This is a genomic window from Nocardia sp. CDC153 (genome assembly GCF_035818515.1).
In the GTDB taxonomy this organism is placed as follows: domain Bacteria; phylum Actinomycetota; class Actinomycetes; order Mycobacteriales; family Mycobacteriaceae; genus Nocardia.
The window spans coordinates 20,632-38,704 of sequence record NZ_JAYKYU010000006.1 but is presented as its reverse complement, the minus strand read 5'-3'; the positions used below and the strand labels follow the sequence as shown (position 1 = coordinate 38,704).

Genomic DNA, 18,073 nt, shown 5'->3' with positions numbered 1-18,073 from the left:
ACAGTGGCGAAGGGAATGCGTGTGCGCGACAACGGGTTCGACGACATCTTCAATCGCAGGACCGTGCTCGGACTGGGCCTGGCGGCCCTCGCGGCCGCCGCCGTGCCGGGTTGCTCGAAATCCTCGTCCGCCGACGGCAACTCGACGACGACGGCAAACCCCGACGACCCCAAGGCCATTGCCGCCGACGCCTACGTCTTCGGCTACCCGCTGGTCCTGATGGACGTCACCCGGGTCGCCGCGGGCGGATCCAATCGCTTCATGCACGCCCAGAACCTGCCCACCAGCGGCGACCGGTCCGTGGTGCGAATGAATCTGGACACGCTCTACTCCAGCGCCTGGCTCGACCTCGGACCCGAGCCGATGGTGTTGCAGGTGCCAGCCATGCCGGGCGGTCGGTACTGGCTCATGCAGATCATGGACGCCTGGTCGAATACCGCGCACGACCCCGGCAGCACCAATCCCCAACTGGCCGACCAGCGGTCGGGACCGCCGTTCACCTACGTCCTCACCGGACCCGGCTGGACCGGAACGCTGCCCGACGGCCTCACCCACCTACCCGTGCCGACCCCGACCGCCTGGCTCATCGGACGCATCCAGGTCAATGGCGAGGACGACCTGCCCGCGGTGCACCTACTGCAGCGGCAACTGAAGCTGATGCCGTTGAGCACCTGGACCGCTGGCACACCCGTCACCCAGGACAGCCTGCCCCGGCCGCAGGGCGATCCGCCGCCCGAGCAGGTGGCCGCCATGGACGCCAAGACCTTCTTCAAACGGATGTGCGCGGTGCTGGCCGCGAATCCGGCCGCGCCCGCGGACAATCCGATGCTGACCCGCATCGCCGCGCTCGGCATCACCCCGGGCGGAAACGCCGACGCCCAGCCCGACGACCTGCTGGCCGCGGCGGTCAAGGACGCCCAGCACCGGATCGTCACCTACAAGGACCCCGAGGCCAAGGACGTCAACGGCTGGAAGTACGCCACCAATCTGGGCAGCTACGGGATCGACTATCTGCTGCGGGCCAATGTGGCGTTCACCGCGCTGGGCGCGACGCTGGCCCGGGACGCGTTGTACCCCACCATCGCCGAGGACGCGGCCGAGAACGGGAGTCCGCGCCGGTTCCGCTTGAAGTTCCCGGCCGGGCAGCTGCCGCCCGCCGCCGCGTTCTGGTCGCTGACCGCCTACACCGCCGACAGCTATCTGGTCGAGAACGACGCCGACATCTACTCCGTCGGTCACGCGGTGCCGGCGGTGCCCGGGCCCGACGGGTCGGTCGAGCTCGCCATTCAACACGATGACCCGGGACCGGCTGTGCCCAAGGGCAATTGGCTGCCGATCCCGGATGCCGGGCGATTCTCGCTCACCCTGCGGCTCTACGCCCCGACCCAGGAGGCCCTCGACGGCACGTGGCGACCGCCGGGGCTGACCACGGTCCCGGCGAGCTGATCGGAAATGCTCGATGGCCCCGAGAGCCTGGGCTGCTCGGGGCCAGCGTTGTCCGCGATTCCGACATACGGAACTTTCATGCCTTAATGCGCATATCGGCGTAGAGATATGTCAGGCATTAGACCGTCGACCGAACAGCAAGCCCGCCGCCAGGTATCCCGCCACGGCAATGCCGACACACCAGGCCAGCGCGGTCGGCGCGGAGTCCCCCACCGGAGTGTCCATGAGCAGCCCGCGAACGGTCTCGGCGATCGAGGTGACCGGCTGATGCTCGGCGAAACCACGCAGCCAGCTGGGCAGCGTATGCACGGGGACGAAGGCGCTGCTGACGTAGGGCAGGAACATGAAGAAGAACATGAACCCGTTGGCCGCTTCGGGATTCGCGACCAGCGCGCCCGCCGCCGCGGCCAGCCACGACAGCGCGAGGACGAACAGCGCGATCACACCCGCCACCGCGAGCCAGCGCAGCGGATCGGTGGTCGGGCGGAACCCGATGGCCACCGCGACCGCGATCACCAGACCGGTGGTGATCAGATTGCGCAGCACGCTCTCGATCACATGCCCGGTGAGCACCGAGGTCCGCGAGACCGCCATCGCCCGGAACCGGTCGACAATGCCGGTGTGCATATCGGTGGCCACCGTCACCGCGGTGCCGCCCGAGCCGAAACCCGCGCACAGCAACAGGATTCCGGGCACCACGTAGTCGATGTAGGACCCGCCCACGTTCATCGCACCGCCGAAGACGTAGACGAACATGAGCAGGATGGACACCGGGATGACGAAGGTCATGATCATGGTGTCCGGGCTGCGCAGGGTGTGGCGCAGATTCCGGCCGACCATGGACATCGAATCCTGCGCGGCATGGGTGAGAGTGCTCATCACGCGGCCTCTTTCGCGGTAGCGCCGGTCAGGGCGAAGAAGACATCGTCGAGATCCGGTGTGTGGATGGACAATTGGTCGATCGTGACGGCGTGGTCGTCGAAATGGTCGAGCAGCTTGCGGATGTCGCCGGCGCTGCCGTCCGAGGGCACCCGCAACGCCAGCTGCTCGGTGTCCACCTCGGCCGCCGGCACCGCCAGCGCGGCGGCCGCCAGCGCGTCCTCGTCGGCGAAGCCGATGCGAATGTGGCCGCCCGGCACCAGCCGTTTGAGTTCGTCGGCGCTGCCCTCGGCGACGATCCGGCCGCCGTCGAGAACCGCTATGCGGTCGGCCAATTGGTCGGCCTCCTCCAGGTACTGGGTGGTGAGGAAGATGGTCACGCCGTCGGCGACCAGCCCTCGGATGACCCGCCAGAGCTCGCGGCGGCTGCGCGGATCCAGGCCGGTGGTGGGTTCGTCGAGGAAGACGATGCGGGGCTGTCCCATCAGGCTCATGGCGATGTCCAGGCGACGGCGCATGCCGCCGGAGTAGGCACCCGCCCGCTTGTCCGCGGCATCGGTGAGTTCGAACTGCTCCAGCAATCGTGCGGTGCGCGTGCCGATTTCACTCGAGCGCAGGTGCAGCAGGCGACCCATGAGCCGCAGATTCTCCGCGCCGGTGAGGATTTCGTCGACCGCGGCGAACTGCCCGGTCACGCCGATGAGCGCCCGCACCGCGTCCGCCTCGCGCACCGGATCGTGTCCGCCGACCCGCACCGCTCCCCCATCGGGCCGATTCAGGGTGGTGAGGATGCGGACCATGGTGGTCTTGCCCGCGCCGTTCGGCCCGAGCAGGGAGAAGACCGTGCCCGCGGGCACGGCGGCGTCGATGCCGCGCAGCACGGGCTGGTCGCCGAAGGATTTGGTGAGCCCGGTGACCTCGATGGCGAGGCCGGGTCCGGATGTGGTCATGGGAACCCCGATTCAGAAACTGTGTATGCCATACACTCTGTTTATAGGCTACACAGTTTCCGGGATGGCGCAAGATAGGAACCGAAACCACGACGGGAGGTCAGATGAAGCCGGAGGACGAGCCAGTCCTGCCGAAGTCGGTGAAGCTGCTGTGGGATCTGGACAGCGCGGGCAGTCGCGGACCCAAACGCGGGCTGAGCCTCGAGCAGATCCTGACCACCGCCACGGCCATCGCCGACGCCGAGGGCTATGCCGCCCTGTCCATGGCCCGGGTGGCCAAGGAACTCGGCTTCACCACCATGTCGCTGTACCGGTACGTCGACAGCAAGGACACCCTGGTGGAACTGCTGCACGACAGCATCTTCGACGCACCGCCGGAACTGCCCACGCACGACTGGCGGGCCGCGCTGGAGGCCTGGGCCTGGGCCGAATTCCACGCCATCCGCACCCACGACTGGTGGCTGGACATTCCCATGACCGGACCGCCGCTGGGTCCCAAGAACATGATGTGGCTCGAGGCGGGCATGGCCGCGCTGTCCACGGTCCCGATCCCGGAATCACTCAAACTCCAACTGCTGGTGAATCTTTCGGTCTACGTGATCGGCCGCACCCGCTTCCTGCGGGACTCCATCCAGCAGGCGAAGCAGGACGCGGACTACACCGGCATCCTCACCGCGGTGCTGGACCCCGAGCGCTTCCCGGCGGTCACCCGCGCCCTGACCAATCGCGCCTTCGACGATGACGACATGCATTGGGAGGAAGCCGATTTCACCTTCGCCCTGGCACGGCTACTGGACGGTTATCAAGTCTTCATCGACGCCCAGCGCGGCGACTGAGCGGCATCTCGGCAAATGTGCTGGCCGGTAACGGAATAGGCCCGGGTGTCAAACCTTCGTAAACACTGTGAAACGCCGCGCCGTTCGCCTTGACCTGCTGCGTCGATGCAAGCCACCATGGGCTCACAGCCACCCGATCGGACGCCGAGGCGGTTCGGGAGACCCTTCCCGCAACTCCACGGCGTACGAAAGCTCGTGCGGTGGCCGGTTTTTCGTCTAGGAGTGGCCATGGCCGTCGTTTTTCGCTCCGCCCTCGCGGCCGGGGCCATGGTTCTGATGCTCGGCTGTGTGACGGTGGCGTTCGTCTACGGGGCCGTGCCGGTCGGCGTCGGCACCGCCGGACCCGAGTTCGCGCCGGCGAATGTCAAGGCGCCCACCAGTATCGCGGCCAGCCCGAAGAGCAGTGATACGCAGGCCACCAACCCGCTCCAGCCGCCCGCCGCGTACGCGATCCCCGCGCCGCTGCCGATGACCGCGCTGCCCAGGTAGTACGCGAACATGTAGAGCGACGATGCCGCGCCGCGGTTTTCGGCCAGTGTGCCGACCCAGGCGCTGGCCACGGTGTGCGCGCCGAAGAACCCGGTGGTGAACAGCAGAACACCGAGCAGCACCGTGCCCAGGTGGTCCGGGATGGTGACGAGCACGCCGAGGGCCATGAGCGCGAGCGCGGCGATCAGGATGCGGGGGTGGCCCCGGCGGTCGGCCAGGCGGCCCGCGTAGGCGGAGGCCACCGTGCCCGCGAGATAGAGCACGAACACCGATCCGGCCACGGCGGCGGGCAGGTCGAAGGGGCGGTGGGTGAGTCGGTAGCCGAGGTAGTTGTAGAGCGAGACGAAGCTGCCCATCAGCAGGAACGCCAGGCCGAACAGCGAAAGCAGTCCGCGATGGCGCAGCTGGCGACCGAGGTCGCCGAGGAGGGCGCCGAATCCGGCCGGGCGGGCGGTGAATCCGCGCGAGGGCGGCAGCGCCCGCGCGAACCACACCGTGCACAGCGTGGTCGCCACCGACACCGCCAATTCGGCCCAGCGCCAAGAGGTCACGCCCAGGGCGAGGGCGGGGATCAACCGACCCGCCAGTCCGCCGATGGTGGTTCCGGCGATATAGACGCCCATGGCCGCACCCAGCCCGCCCGCCCCGATCTCCTCGGCCAGATACGCCATGGCCACCGCCGGGACACCGGCCAACGCGATGCCCTGCACGGCGCGCAACGTAAGCAGGATGTTCAGGGTCGAGGCCAGGGGTAGCAGCAGTCCCAGTACCGAGGCCAGCACGGCCGAGCCGATCATCACCCTGGTCCGGCCGATCCGGGCCGAGAGCACACCGGCCGGAATGATGGCCAGCGCGAGGAAACCCGTGGTCAGCGAGACGGCCAGGGCGGCGTGCGCGGGCGGGACGTCGAAGGCGGCCGACAGGCTCGGCAGCAGCGACTGGGTGCTGTACATGGCCGCGAAGGTGGTGAGTCCGGCCGCGAAAAGCGCGAGGGTGACGCGCTTTTCGTGGGTGTCCGGGCGCCGGTCGAGGGTGGTGCGGGCCGCAACGCTGGTCATCGGTTCCTCTCTCGAACGGCGGATGCGATTCCAGGGTGCGACGCTGGCTTTTAGAACGGAAATGCATGATGATCGACCTGCTCATGCGTCAGTCACATAAAGACAGGAGGCGGGGTGCTCGGTGCGGATCTGGAGTGGTTCACGACACTCGCGGAAACGGAGAATGTCAGCGTCGCCGCCGCGCGGCTGCATCTGGCCCAGCCGACCCTCTCGCGCATGCTCGCCCGGTTGGAGCATCGACTCGGGGTGGCGCTGTTCGACCGGCACGGCAAGCGCATCCGGCTCAACGACTATGGACGCCTCTACTACGAGCACGCCCGCCGCGCGCGGGCCGAACTGCGCGCGGGTGAGCAGGCGGTCGCCGACCGGGTCAATCCGGCCAAGGGCGTGGTGCGGCTGTCGTTCCTGCATTCCTTCGGGGGCGGGCTGGTGCCGCAGTTGATCGGCGAGTTCCGCAGGGGTTCGGGTCGCATCGACTTCACGCTGTTTCAGGGCGCGGCCGAGGTCATCACCCGGCAGGTGCTCGACGGTGCGGCCGATCTGGCGTTGGTCTCACCGCGTCCCGGTGCGCCGGGCGTCGGGTGGCGCACGCTGTTGAATCAGCCTGTGGTGCTGGCGGTTCCGGCCGATCACCGGCTGGCGGGGCAGCGGCAGATTCGGCTGGCCGAGCTCGCCGACGCCGAATTCATAACCATGCACTCGGGTTTCGGCATGCGCCGGATCTTCGACGAGCTGTGCGCGGCCGCCGGGATCCAGCCGCGGATCGCGTTCGAGACCAGCGATCTGGTGACGGTTTGCGGGCTGGTGGCGGCCGGGCTCGGGGTCGGGGTGGTGCCGCTGGAGGAATCCATGCCGCCGGGTGTCGCCGTCGTGCCGCTCTCGGACGCGGAGGCCTCGCGCGATGTGGGTCTGGTCTGGTCGGCCGCGGCCACGCCGCCCGAAGCCGTGCGGCGTTTCCGGGATTTCGCGATCGAATGGGCGGCCCGCCGTCCTGCCTGGTGAGGGGGTATCCGACACGCTGTTACGGTGGCGGAAGATCAACTGACACTGTCGTCAACCCAGGGAGTCGTCCGGTGCAGCCAGGTCGTCCGGTGGAGGTGGGCCGTCCGGTGGAGGTGGGCCGCCCGGTGCTCGCCACGGCCGGTGCGGCCCTGGCCGCCGCGGTCGCCTGCCTCGCGCTCATCGTGCCGGTCGACACCGGCTGCGCCGATTCGGAGTCGTCGGCCCTGCAGATGACGCTGCTGACCATCACCGTGCCCCGGGCCACCGCCGCGGGCGCGGTGGTGGCGGTGCTCGCCGCGGTGGTGGTGGCCATGTTCGGCGCGCGGGCCGCCTGGGCCACCGCGACCGTCGCGGCATCGGCCCTGGCCGCCGACCATCTGCTGGTGTCCGCGACCTCGGCGAGCCTGGCCACCGCCAACTTCGCGGACTCGCTCGCGGCGGGCGTGCTGCTGGGCGCGGTCGGGGCGGTCGCCCTCCAATCCCGGCCACCGGCAACCGGATACCTGCTCGGCGCGCTGACCGGCGTCCTGGTCGGCGACCACCTGGAGAACGCGGCCGACTTCGGCAGCCGTTCGATTCTCGAACGCGCCTTCGACGACCTGCCGCCGAACTGGCTGACCATACCCACGGCGATCTTGCTGGCGTCGTGCTTCCTGGTGTGGCAGCGGTCGGACACGGCGGCCTATCCCACCACCCTGAATCTGCCGTTCGGGCCGATACTCGGCGCGGCCGTGTTGATCACGACGATCACCGTCGCCGCCGAACGGTTCTCACACACGGTGGTCGACCCGGGCGCCCTGGCGCTCGGCGTGCTGGCCACGCTCGCGGCGGCGCTCGTCGCGGTCCTGCTCTTGCCCGGTCGCGACGGGACGCTCACCCTGCTCATGGTGGCGCTGGCGGCCGGTGGCAGCGCGATTACCTATGGGGCACGCCAACATTGGCAGGTCGCGCCGATGCTGATCACCATGACGGCGTGCTTCTTCCTGGGGCGGGTCCGGCCCGCGCCGCTCGCGGCGGCCACCGCGATCCTGGCGCTCGGTGTCTTCGACATGCTCACCTCGACCGCCGAACAATCGGATGCGCTGCTCTCGCTCATCGGCTCCTGCGCGGTCGCCGCCATCGCCGGATACGGTTTCGGCGCGGTCGCCACCCGCACCGTCGCGGGCACCGTGCTGCCCATCGGTCTGCTGCTGATTCCCTCCGCCGTCCTCTCCCTGGAATTCCGCGGCTGCGGGCCGACACCGTGGCATCACCACGACGGTGTCCTCGGCGATCGACCGGCCTGGTTCGCGCTCGGGCTCGGATTCGGCTGTCTGCTGGGCATTCTCGCGCTGCGCCGGTGGCGGCCCGGGCCCGAGGACGGGGCCTAGGACAGGCGGTAGAGCCAGATGCGGGGGTCGGCGGGCTCGCCCGCGGCGGTCCAGGCGTAGGAGTGGGCGATGCCGTCGGCGTGGTAGGCGTGCAGGTACTCGCGCAGGTCGGCGCGTTTGGTGTGGCCGGAGACGATTCCGCGCAAGACGATCGCGGTGAGGTCGTAGGCCTCGACGATATTGGCGGTGGCCGATTTGCCGGTGGCGGTGCGGTAGTCGGCGAGCAGGCGATCGGTGGCGGGGCCGCAGCCGCAGGTCACCAGGGTTCCGGCGGCGAGGGCTCCGGCGGTGTCGCGGAACAGCGGGTCGAAACTGCCGTCGCCGAGCACGAAAGTCGCTGTGACACCGGCGCTTCGGAGCTTGGCGAGCAGGGCTGCCGCGTCCTTGGGGTAGCCCGCGTAGAAGACCGCGTCCGGACGCGCGGCGGCGATGGTCGCGATCGTGTCGGTGAGATCGCCGCCCATATCGATGCTGAGCTTGCATTCGGGCACCGCGGCCGGGCCCAGGCCGTCGACGACCGCGGTCGACAGCGGTCCCTCGTAGCCGCCGCCGGTGTCGCGCAGCGCGCAGACGCGGGAGAAGGCGGCGGTGGTCGCCAGGTAGCGGCCCAGGGCCGGGCCCTGCGCGTTGTCATTGGCCAGGCCGCGGAAGAAGCCCGACCAACCCGATTGCGCCAGTACCGGATTCGTCGCCACGGGGCTCAGGAACGGCAGACCGGAGTCCTCGAGGGTCTGCCCCGCGCCCATCACCTCCGGGGACATGGCGGGTCCGATGACGGCCACGATCGATTTGTCGGCGGCGATGCGCTGCGCGGTTTGCGCGGCCTTGGCCTGATCGCCGCCGGTGTCGAACTCCTCGACCGTGACCGGGCACACCTGATTGCCGCCCTGCACGAATTGGGAGACGGCCAGTTTCACCGCGCCGAGCAGGCTCTCGCCCAGGTCGGAGTTCTTGCCCGACAGGGGAAGCGCCGCGGCTATCGAGACGGGAGCGCACGGCAGGCGGCCGTCATTGGCGGGGTCCTCCACCGAGGTGGGCGCGGGGATGCGCCTGCCTTGCGCGTCGATCTGGAGGAACGGGCCGAAGCCGGGGTAGACACCGGCCTGCGGGCCCGCGACCACGATCGCCGGGTCGGAGCGGACGACCGGTCCGTGATCCTTCGTCGTCCAGAGGATTCCGACCGCGGCCGTCACCACCACCGCCAACGCCGCCGCGCCCGCGGCCACCCAGCGAGCCCGTCTCGGTTTCGACGGCGAATTCCCCTGGAGCCACGTGGCATCCGACACGGTCGGATCAGACGGCGCGGGCAGGGTCGCCAGGACGGAGGTGGCAGCGGCGGGCCCGCCGATCACGTCTCCGGCGGCGGTCACCACGCGGGTCGCCTCGGCGAGGGCCGCGCTCACCTCCGGAATCGGTGTCACCGTGGATTCGGAGACCGCCGACAGGGCCTGTGCCGCGGCGTCGGCGAAGGCGCGGCAGGATTCGAATCGGTCCTCGGGCCGCTTGGCCAGACCGCGTGCCAGGACCGCGTCGAGGGCGGCGGGCAGCTCCGGTCGACGGTCGCTCACCTTCGGCACCGGATGTTGCAGGTGCCCGGTGACGACCGCCGCCACCGTGTCGGCATGAAACGGTGTGGCACCGGTCAAGAGTCGAAACAGCGTGCACGCCAGTGAATATTGGTCCGAACGGTAGTCGGGCGCGGCGCCGGAGAGCTGTTCGGGGGAGGCGTAGGTGATGGTGGTGGCCAGCACGCCGGATCGGGTGATCTGCGCCGAATCGTCGCGCAGCCGGCCGATGCCGAAGTCGGTCAACACGATTCGGCGTTCCTGCCCCAGCAGCGGGCGGGTGAGCAGAATGTTCGCGGGCTTCACATCCCGGTGGATCACCCCGCGCACATGCGCGTAATCCAGGGCCTTGGCCGTCTCGGCGATGATGTGCACCGCGTCCGCGGGCGGCAGCGTGAACGGGTCCAGGGTGGCCGCGTCACCGCCGTCCACATACTGCATGGCGATCCACAGCCGCCCGTCCTCGACGCCGCGGTCGTGCACGGTCACGATATTCGGATGATCCAGCCGCGCGATCAGCTCGCCCTCACGCTCGAACCGAGCACGAGTCTCCGCCTGCGAGACCAACTCCCGAGCCAACACCTTGATCGCGACCAACCGCGGCAGGCGCGGATGCCGGGCCAGGAAAACCTCCCCCATGCCGCCCCCGCCGAGCCGCCGCTCGATCAGAAATCCCGCGAATTCCTCGCCCGCACGCACCATTCGGCCCCTCGCACCGCAAAAACCCTTCGCACCCTACCGTTTCCGGCTCCCCTCCCGCTCTCCCCGCCGCGCGAAATACCCGAACCGGGAATGTCGCGGAGGTAACGAACAACTAGCTGATCCATGACTTTCTCGCCGCCGCGACGGCGGGGTCTATGCAGGATAGGCTGTAACTGAACGGTTTCCAGCTCGGTGATCGTTGGTCGGCGCGAGGAGCCCGGGCGGATGGAGCGCCGCAATACAGGGATCAGTCGGCGCAGGCTCTTGGCGGCCGGTGCCACCGTCGCGTTCACCGCGCTCACCCAACCCACCCAGGCGCAGACCATCACGCGGAACGTGAGCCCGTACCGGGCCGGGCTCGAAGGGTGCGCCGAGCGGGCGAGCCTGGCCGAACAGGCCATCGTGCGGCGGCATGTGCGCACGCTCTGGGGACTGCGCGGAAAGCAGCTCGGTGCGCTGGCGTGGCCGTCGTCGCTGTTCGATCAGGCACTGGTGAAGTGGTGTTACTGGTGGCAGGCCCAGCTGCTCGACTGTGCCGTGGACGCCGCGCAGCGCGACCGCACACCCGAACGCCTCGATCGGGTCGCCGCCCTCGCCGAGGGCATTCGGGCCCGCAATCTGACCGGCTGGACCAACCGCTACTACGACGACATGGCCTGGCTCGCGCTCGCCCTCGAGCGGGCCGACCGACTGCTCGGCCTGCGCTTCGGCGGCGCCCTCGACGATCTGCGGGCCGCGCTGCGCTCCGGCTGGAATCCGAGTGTCGGGGCGGTGCCCTGGCGAACCGGGGACCACTACTACAACACCCCCGCGATCGGCCCGACCGGTATCGCCCTGGCGCGCCTGGGCGATCTCGACCGCGCCCGCCAACTCGCCGAGTTCCTGCACACCCGTTTGCGCGATCCCGCCACCGATCTCATCCTCGACGGCGTCCACGAACCCGGCGGCGAGGTCAATCGCACCGTCCTCACCTACTGTCAGGGCGTCGCCATCGGTCTGGAAACCGAATTGGCCATCCACACGGGCGATTCCACCCACCGCGACCGCGCGAGGGCCCTCATCGCCGCCACCGAGACCCACCTCACCAGCGCCGGGGTGATCGCCGGTTCCGCCGCCGACGACTCCGGCCTGTTCATGGGCATCCTGGCGCGCTACCTCGCCGAAGCCGCACTGTCCCTAGACAATTCGACCGCCGCCGCCATGGTCCACGCCTCCGCCCGCGCCGCCTGGAACAACCGCGCCGAGTCCAACGGCCTACCGCTGTTCGGCATGAACTGGTCGCGCCCCATCGCCCTCCCCCACCGCCCCCAAGCCTTCGCCCAACTCACCACCCCCACCCTCTCCGACAACCTCAGCCCCGACCTCTCGGTCCAACTCAGCGCCTGGCTCCTCCTGGAAGCCGATCACCGGCTCACCCTGGCGGGCCGGTGATGTGGTCGGGTGCTTCCGATACGAAAACGCCCGGGCTACGGGGGAATCCGTTGCCCGGGCGTTGACAGGTGGTCGGCGCTGCTACTTCTTGCGTTCGCGCTTTTCGCGGACGCGGACGTTCACGCGGACCGGGGAGCCGTCGAAGTTGAACTCCTCGCGCAGCTTTCGCTCGATGAAGCGGCGGTAGCCCGCCTCGAGGAAGCCGGTGGTGAAGAGGACGAACGTCGGGGGGCGGGTGGAGGCCTGGGTGGCGAACAGGACTCGGGGTAGGCGGCCGCCGCGCATGGGGGGCGGGGTGGCGGCGATGACCTCCTTGAGCCAGTTGTTCAGGCGGCCGGTGGGGATGCGCTTGTCCCAGGATTCCAGGGCGGTTTCCATTGCCGGGACCAGCTTTTGGACGGCGCGGCCGGTCTGGGCCGAGATGTTCACACGCTGGGCCCAGCGGACCTGGACCATTTCGCGGTCGATCTCGCGCTCGAGCATCTCGCGGCGGTCCTCGTCGACCAGATCCCACTTGTTGTAGGCGATCACCAGGGCGCGGCCGGTCTCGGCGACCATGGAGATCACACGCAGGTCCTGCTCGGTGATCGGCTGCGAGGCGTCGATCAGCATGACCGCCACCTCGGCGGCCTCGATGGCGCCCTTGGTGCGCAGCGAGGCGTAGAACTCGTGGCCCGAGGCATTGGCGACCTTGCGGCGCAGACCCGCGGTGTCCACAAAACGCCAAGGCTTGCCGCCCAATTCGACCAGCGAGTCGACCGGGTCGACGGTGGTGCCCGCGACATTGTGGACCACCGAGCGCTCCTCGCCCGCCAGGCGGTTGAGCAGCGAGGACTTGCCGACATTCGGCTTGCCGACCAGCGCCACGCGACGCGGGCCGCCGGTGAGACCCGTACCCTCGCGGGGCGTTTCGGGCAGCACCGCGAGAATGTCGTCCAGCAGATCACCGGTGCCGCGGCCGTGCGCGGCCGAGACCATGCGCGGCTCACCCAGACCCATGGACCACAGCTCGGCGGCGTCGGCCTCGAGCTTCTGGTTGTCGACCTTGTTGGCGACCAGGATGACCGGAGTCTTGCTGCGGCGCAGCGTCTTCGCGACCGCCTCGTCGGCCGACGTCGCGCCGACGGTGGCGTCCACCACCACGACGATGGCGTCGGCGGTGCGCATGGCGACCTCGGCCTGCCGGGCCACCGACTGCTGCAGGCCCTTGGCGTCGGGCTCCCAACCGCCGGTGTCCTGCACCAGGAAACGACGTCCGGACCAGCTGGCCTCGTAGGAGATGCGGTCACGGGTGACGCCCGGAATATCCTCGACCACGGCCTCGCGGCGGCCCAGAATGCGGTTCACCAGCGTGGATTTGCCGACATTCGGGCGACCCACAATGGCGACCGTGGGCAGCGGAATGTGTTCGGCGTCCTGCTCGCCCTCGAATTCGGCGATATCCCAGTCGGATTCATCCGACCAGATGCCGTCACCGGCGAAAGTGTCCTGCGTCACTGCGCGCCTCCCGCCGAAATCCGTTCGGCCACCACGCGATACAGCTCGTCGATGACCTCGTCCTTGTTCAGATCACTGGTGTCCACCAGCACGGCGTCCTCGGCCGGACGCAGTGGGGAGACCTTGCGGGTCGAATCCAGGGTGTCGCGGCGCTGGACATCGGCCAGCACGGCCTCGTAGTCGTCGCCGCGACCCTCGGCGATGTTCTGGGCATTGCGGCGGAACGCACGCGCCTCGGCCGAGGCGGTGAGGTAGATCTTCACATCCGCCTCGGGCAGCACCACGGTGCCGATATCGCGGCCCTCCACCACGATTCGACCCGCGGACACGGTGATCTCGCGCTGCAGGGCCACCAGCTGCTCGCGCACCTCGGGCACCGCCGACACCGCCGACACGGCCTTGGTCACCGCATTGCCGCGGATCTCGCTGGACACGTCCTCACCGTCGAGCAGGATCACCTCCCGGCTCGGATCGGTGCCGATGGTCAGCGGCAGCTCCTTGACCGCCACCGCGATCGCCGCGGCATCGTCGAGATCCACGCCGCTGCGCAGCACGCGCAGCGTCGCCACCCGGTACATGGCCCCGGTATCGAGGTAGCGGGCCTCGAGCCGGGTCGCCAACTGGCGCGACACGCTCGACTTGCCGGTACCGGACGGGCCGTCCATGGCGACGACCAGCTGCGCCGACCCGGTCAGCGCGCCGGTCTCGATCAGACTTCCCACACCGTTCACAACGACACCGCCTCGTAGAGCTTCCCGATTTCGTCCCGACCCAGCACACGCAGCGTGCCCGGCCGTTGATCGCCCAGTGCGACCGGTCCAATGTGGGTGCGCACCAGCGCGGTCACCGGGTGGCCGACCTCGGCCAGCAGGCGGCGCACGATGTGCTTGCGGCCCTCGTGCAGCACCACCTTCACCAGCGACCTACCCTGGCCGACCTCGAGCACCTGGAAGCGGTCCACCTTGGCGGGACCGTCCTCGAGCTCGACGCCGTCCTTGAGCAGCTTGCCGATCTCGCGGTTCTTGACCTCGCCATTGACCGTGGCCAGGTAGGTCTTCTGCACCTCGAAGGACGGGTGCATGAGCCGGTGGGCCAGATCGCCGTCATTGGTGAGCAGCAGCAGGCCCTCGGTGTCGGCGTCGAGACGGCCGACGTGGAACAGGCGCTGCCCGGCCGCGACGCGCTCGGCGACGATATCGCCGACGCAGGGGCGGCCCATCTCGTCGGACATGGTGGACTGCCAACCCTTCGGCTTGTTCAGGGCCAGATACACCTGCTCGGAGCGAATGACCACGCGCACACCATCGACACGGACCACCGCGGTCTGCGGATCGATGCGCAGGCCCTGCTCGCGCACGATCTTGCCGTCGACCTCGATGCGACCGGCCTCGATCATCTCCTCGGCGGCGCGACGCGAGGCCACACCGGCCTTGGCGAGCACCTTCTGCAGGCGCTCGCCCTCGCCCCACGGCAGCTTCTTCGGGCCGCGCTCCTCCAGATCCACGTGCTGGTGGCGCGCGGGCTTGGCATTGCTGATCAGCACGGGCGCGACGGTCTTGCGCTCCGGCTTGGGCTTCTTCTTGCTGGGCGTGCTCGGCGAGGTGTGCGGGGCCAGCGGGCTGCCGCCGCCGATCCGGCCGCGCGAGGCATTGCGGTCCTGACCGAAACCGGTACGGCCCTCGCCGAATCCGGTGCGGGACTGGCCGCCGCGGCTGTCGCCGCCGCGCCCGCCACGCGAGTCGGAACCCCAGTCACCCCGAGACTGGTTGCCGCGCGCGGAGTTTCCGTACGACGAGCCGCCACGCGAGGGCGCGCCACCGCGCGAACCGCCACCGCCCCACTGGCTTTCGCCACGCGAGCCGTAGCCGTCGCGCGAGCTCGAAGCGCCACGCGAACCATACGAGCCGGAACCACCGCGCGAAGCGCCGGGACGGGAGTCGCCGTAGCCGCCGCGCGAAGAACCACCGCGAGAGTCGCCGTAACCGGAGCCGCCGCGCGAAGAACCACCACGGGAATCGCTATAGCCGGACCCGCCGCGCGAGTCGCTGTAACCGCCGCGGGAGGAGCCGCCGCGGGAATCGCTGTACGAGCCGCCGCGGGATCCACCGGAGCGCGAGTCGTAGGACCCGCTGCCGCCACGTCCGCCGCCGTACGAGCCGCCGCGATCACTGCCGCCGCGGGAACTGGCGGAGCCTCCGCCATATGAGCTGCCGCCGCGCGCGGACCGGTCGTCTCCGGTCCGGCCGCGGGCGGCGCGGGAACCGCCGGGCGGTTCGCTGCCACGTTTTCTACGATCCGGTGTGCCATCTCGGCGAGCGGGTGTATTCACGTTGTCCTATTTCATTCATCGGTACCGAGGTCGATATCGGCCTCGGCCGGTTTCTTCAGCCTGGTGTACCGGGGGTCGGTGTCCAGGCTCTCGTTGATCTCGTCGATCAGATCGACGCCCGGGAGCAGCGGGGCCAGCGGCGGCAAATCCGCCAGTGACGCGAGTCCGATCCGTTCCAGGAACAGCTCGGTGGTGATGTACAGAGTGCCGTTGGTCTCCGGGTCCGCTCCGGCCTCCGCGATCAGCCCCCGCGCCAGCAGGGTCCTGATCACGCCATCCACGTTGACACCGCGCACCGCGCTCACGCGTGCTCGGGTAACCGGTTGACGGTACGCGATCACCGCCAAGGTTTCCAAAGCGGCGCGTGTGAGCTTCGACCGTGCGCCGTCCAACAGCATACGTTCCACATAGGGAGCGAATTCCGTCCGCGTGTAATACCGCCACCCATCCCCCACGAACCTGAGATCCATGCCACTGCGCCGCGCCGTCAACTCCGCCGACATCTCCCGCAACGCCGTCTCCACCCGAATCGGATGAGCCCGCAACGCCGAAGCCAACAACTCCACCCCCGCAGGCGCATCCACCACCAACAACATCGCCTCGAGCGCCCCCCTGAACTCCTCCTCCCCGAGCTCCTCTTCCTCCTCCTCGAACTCCCCGGAATCCCCCACCCCCTCGGGACCGACGCCCCTCCCCCCACCCCGGGAGACCTCCGCCACACCCGCGGCGCCCCCCGCCTCACTTTCAGACCCCGAGAGGCCCGAATCGGTCGCGTCGACCTCCTCCCCGCTGCTCCCACCCAACGCAGGAGACTCATCCAACTCAGCCTCACCATCGGCGGCGGCCTCGTCATCCAGAGCGACGGCTACGTCGATCGACTCCAAGCCGATCACGCCCGATTCGTCCGTCAAGTCCGATTTAGGCTGCTCGGCAAAAGTCTCGACGTCAGCAGCTTCTGCGTCGGCTTCGACCTCGCCGTGATCGGCTGCGCCTCCGGCCGATTCGCGGATCTCGAGCGTGGGCACGGCCGCGCCCGATTCGTCCGCATCGGGCTCGGGCACGTCCGACTGGTCGGTCGCGCCGGAATCCATCGCCACCACATCGACGTGTGGGGTCTGTTTGGTCGGGCTCCCGGCGAGTGGAGTGGTGTCGCGTTCCACTACGGCGGCGGGACCGCCCGAGGGGCTCGGGGCCGCGAGCGATGCGCCTTCTTCCGAAGAGTCGGCGACCGCCGGATTCGGAGCGGCTTCGGCCGCTGCGGCGGCGGCCGCCTTGGCTGCGGCGGCGGCTTCGGCGATGATCCGTTGGGCCGGGGTGAGGTTGGGCGCGGGCTGGTTGTCGGCGGTCGGATCGTGCACGTCGTCTCCCAGGTCCTGCACCTCGGTCATCCGTAATCCTCTTCGATCGTCACCGGTTGGGCGGGTTGGTCTTCGAGCTCGCCGATCCAGCTGATGGACAGCGGGCCCAGGGGGTCGGGCTGGTCGAACTCGATGGTTTTGCCTCGGTAGAGCTCGAGCAGCGCGAGGAAGCGGGCCACGATCTGGATCGGGAGCTCGCAGTCGGCGCAGAGATCGTGGAAGGTCGTCCAACCGCCCGCGCCCGCGTTCTTCAGCATTTCCAGGACCAGGGCGGCCTGTTCGGCAATCGAAATCGCGTGGGCGTGGATGTGATCCAGCCCCACCCGGGGTTTCGGACGCGGCCGGAACACCGTGGCGGCGACCTCCGCGAATTCCGCGGCGTCCACCCCCAGCGTAACCTCCGGCAACAGCTCCAGATACCGCTCCTCGAGCGACACCGCGCGCGGATAGCGTTGCAGCGCCGCCGCCTCCAACTCCCCGAGCAATTCCGCGACCTGCTTGAAGGCGCGATACTGCAGCAGCCGCGCGAACAGCAGGTCCCGCGCCTCGAGCAGTTCGAGATCCTCCTCGTCGGCCACCTCACCCGAGGGCAGCAACCGAGCCGCCTTCAGATCCAGCAGAGTGGCCGCGATGACAAGGAATTCGGTCGTCTGATCCAGAATCTTGTCCGCCCGCAGCCCCTGCTCCTCGGACAGACTGGCGGTCAACGCCTTGGTATACGCGATGAACTCATCGGTCACCTTGTGCAGCGCGATCTCGGTGACATCGAGTCGCCGCGAACTGATCAGCTGCAGCAGCAGATCGAACGGCCCCTGAAAGTTGGCCAGCTTCAGGTGAAACTTGCCGCCATTGTCCGAATTCTCCGATGCAACAGGGTCGTTCGAAGCCCCCGCGCCGCCGGACATTTCCGCGCCACCGGACCCGGCGATATCGGCCAGAAGCGAGGAATCCGGCGCAGACTCCCCGGTTTCGTCGTATTCGCCTCCGGCAATCACGTCTTCTCCACCCGCGGCCACATCATCCCCGCCGCCGCCCGCGGCAATGTCAGCCAGTAGCGGCGAATCGGGAATGGCGGCGGGCGAGTCCGCTTCGGCGGTCGAGTCGGCGGGCAGAGCTGTGCCCGGGCCCGCGGGCAGCACTCCGTCCGCGTCCGTCGGGTCG

General features: G+C 69.2%; 14 protein-coding genes. 5 read left to right on the top strand and 9 right to left on the bottom strand.

Translation table 11 applies throughout. The features are described 5' to 3' along the window. Nucleotides 1–21: 21 nt before the first annotated feature. Nucleotides 22–1,446 carry a DUF1254 domain-containing protein gene (locus VMT65_RS30445; RefSeq protein WP_326311957.1) on the top strand — a complete coding sequence of 475 codons (1,425 nt, stop codon included), beginning with the start codon at nucleotides 22–24 and terminating at the stop codon, nucleotides 1,444–1,446. A 111-nt stretch (nucleotides 1,447–1,557) separates the two neighbouring features. Here VMT65_RS30445 and VMT65_RS30440 read toward each other — a convergent pair whose 3' ends face one another. Both VMT65_RS30440 and VMT65_RS30435 read right to left on the bottom strand, forming a co-directional pair. Then, on the bottom strand, nucleotides 1,558–2,325 hold the full coding sequence (locus VMT65_RS30440) for an ABC transporter permease (protein WP_326311956.1): 768 nt from the start codon (nucleotides 2,323–2,325) through the stop codon (nucleotides 1,558–1,560). Next, complete coding sequence (locus VMT65_RS30435) at nucleotides 2,325–3,275, bottom strand: ATP-binding cassette domain-containing protein (protein ID WP_326311955.1); 951 nt, start codon at nucleotides 3,273–3,275, stop codon at nucleotides 2,325–2,327. The genes VMT65_RS30440 and VMT65_RS30435 overlap by 1 nt, the downstream gene beginning before the upstream one ends. A gap of 104 nt (nucleotides 3,276–3,379) precedes the next feature. On the opposite strand from VMT65_RS30435, the gene VMT65_RS30430 reads away from it, so the two are divergent. Then, nucleotides 3,380–4,111, top strand: coding sequence for a TetR/AcrR family transcriptional regulator (locus VMT65_RS30430; RefSeq protein ID WP_326311954.1), 732 nt, complete (start codon nucleotides 3,380–3,382; stop codon nucleotides 4,109–4,111). 305 nt (nucleotides 4,112–4,416) lie between these two features. On the opposite strand, the gene VMT65_RS30425 is transcribed toward VMT65_RS30430, so the two are convergent. Further along, nucleotides 4,417–5,658 carry an MFS transporter gene (locus VMT65_RS30425; protein WP_326311953.1) on the bottom strand — a complete coding sequence of 414 codons (1,242 nt, stop codon included), beginning with the start codon at nucleotides 5,656–5,658 and terminating at the stop codon, nucleotides 4,417–4,419. A 114-nt stretch (nucleotides 5,659–5,772) separates the two neighbouring features. On the opposite strand from VMT65_RS30425, the gene VMT65_RS30420 reads away from it, so the two are divergent. Next, nucleotides 5,773–6,660 carry a LysR family transcriptional regulator gene (locus VMT65_RS30420; protein WP_326311952.1) on the top strand — a complete coding sequence of 296 codons (888 nt, stop codon included), beginning with the start codon at nucleotides 5,773–5,775 and terminating at the stop codon, nucleotides 6,658–6,660. A 71-nt stretch (nucleotides 6,661–6,731) separates the two neighbouring features. Then, nucleotides 6,732–8,030, top strand: coding sequence for a hypothetical protein (locus tag VMT65_RS30415; RefSeq protein WP_326311951.1), 1,299 nt, complete (start codon nucleotides 6,732–6,734; stop codon nucleotides 8,028–8,030). Here VMT65_RS30415 and VMT65_RS30410 read toward each other — a convergent pair. Then, nucleotides 8,027–10,297 (bottom strand): bifunctional serine/threonine-protein kinase/ABC transporter substrate-binding protein, encoded by a 2,271-nt coding sequence (locus VMT65_RS30410; RefSeq protein WP_326311950.1) that lies wholly within the window; start codon nucleotides 10,295–10,297, stop codon nucleotides 8,027–8,029. The two genes, VMT65_RS30415 and VMT65_RS30410, sit on opposite strands and share 4 nt — an antisense overlap. A gap of 225 nt (nucleotides 10,298–10,522) precedes the next feature. Here VMT65_RS30410 and VMT65_RS30405 point away from each other — a divergent pair, with 225 nt between their 5' ends. Then, nucleotides 10,523–11,728, top strand: coding sequence for a glycoside hydrolase family 76 protein (locus VMT65_RS30405; RefSeq protein ID WP_326311949.1), 1,206 nt, complete (start codon nucleotides 10,523–10,525; stop codon nucleotides 11,726–11,728). An 81-nt stretch (nucleotides 11,729–11,809) separates the two neighbouring features. Here VMT65_RS30405 and der read toward each other — a convergent pair whose 3' ends face one another. From der to VMT65_RS30380, 5 genes are all read right to left on the bottom strand, one after another. Beyond that, nucleotides 11,810–13,225: a ribosome biogenesis GTPase Der gene (gene der / locus VMT65_RS30400; protein ID WP_326311948.1), complete on the bottom strand. Its 1,416-nt coding sequence runs from the start codon at nucleotides 13,223–13,225 to the stop codon at nucleotides 11,810–11,812. After that, a complete protein-coding gene (gene cmk, locus VMT65_RS30395) occupies nucleotides 13,222–13,890 on the bottom strand; it encodes a (d)CMP kinase (RefSeq protein ID WP_326312615.1) in 669 nt (222 codons plus the stop codon). Before cmk ends, der begins: the two co-directional genes overlap by 4 nt. A 62-nt stretch (nucleotides 13,891–13,952) precedes the next feature. Next, complete coding sequence (locus VMT65_RS38495; protein ID WP_442790340.1) at nucleotides 13,953–15,554, bottom strand: pseudouridine synthase; 1,602 nt, start codon at nucleotides 15,552–15,554, stop codon at nucleotides 13,953–13,955. Nucleotides 15,555–15,565: 11 nt separating this feature from the next. Beyond that, a complete protein-coding gene (gene scpB, locus VMT65_RS30385) occupies nucleotides 15,566–16,225 on the bottom strand; it encodes an SMC-Scp complex subunit ScpB (RefSeq protein WP_326312614.1) in 660 nt (219 codons plus the stop codon). Nucleotides 16,226–16,938: 713 nt separating this feature from the next. After that, nucleotides 16,939–17,817, bottom strand: a complete 879-nt coding sequence (locus VMT65_RS30380; RefSeq protein ID WP_326312613.1) for a segregation and condensation protein A — start codon at nucleotides 17,815–17,817, stop codon at nucleotides 16,939–16,941. Nucleotides 17,818–18,073: the final 256 nt, after the last annotated feature.

Excerpts from the sequence above, each read along its gene's own strand:
- VMT65_RS30440 (WP_326311956.1), bottom strand. The coding sequence starts at position 2,325 with ATGAGCACTCTCACCCATGCCGCGCAGGATTCGATGTCCATGGTCGGC.
- VMT65_RS30435 (WP_326311955.1), bottom strand. The coding sequence starts at position 3,275 with ATGACCACATCCGGACCCGGCCTCGCCATCGAGGTCACCGGGCTCACC.
- VMT65_RS30430 (WP_326311954.1), top strand. The coding sequence starts at position 3,380 with ATGAAGCCGGAGGACGAGCCAGTCCTGCCGAAGTCGGTGAAGCTGCTG.
- VMT65_RS30425 (WP_326311953.1), bottom strand. The coding sequence starts at position 5,658 with ATGACCAGCGTTGCGGCCCGCACCACCCTCGACCGGCGCCCGGACACC.
- VMT65_RS30410 (WP_326311950.1), bottom strand. The coding sequence starts at position 10,297 with ATGGTGCGTGCGGGCGAGGAATTCGCGGGATTTCTGATCGAGCGGCGG.
- VMT65_RS30405 (WP_326311949.1), top strand. The coding sequence starts at position 10,523 with ATGGAGCGCCGCAATACAGGGATCAGTCGGCGCAGGCTCTTGGCGGCC.
- cmk (WP_326312615.1), bottom strand. The coding sequence starts at position 13,890 with ATGGACGGCCCGTCCGGTACCGGCAAGTCGAGCGTGTCGCGCCAGTTG.
- VMT65_RS30380 (WP_326312613.1), bottom strand. The coding sequence starts at position 17,817 with ATGTCCGGCGGCGCGGGGGCTTCGAACGACCCTGTTGCATCGGAGAAT.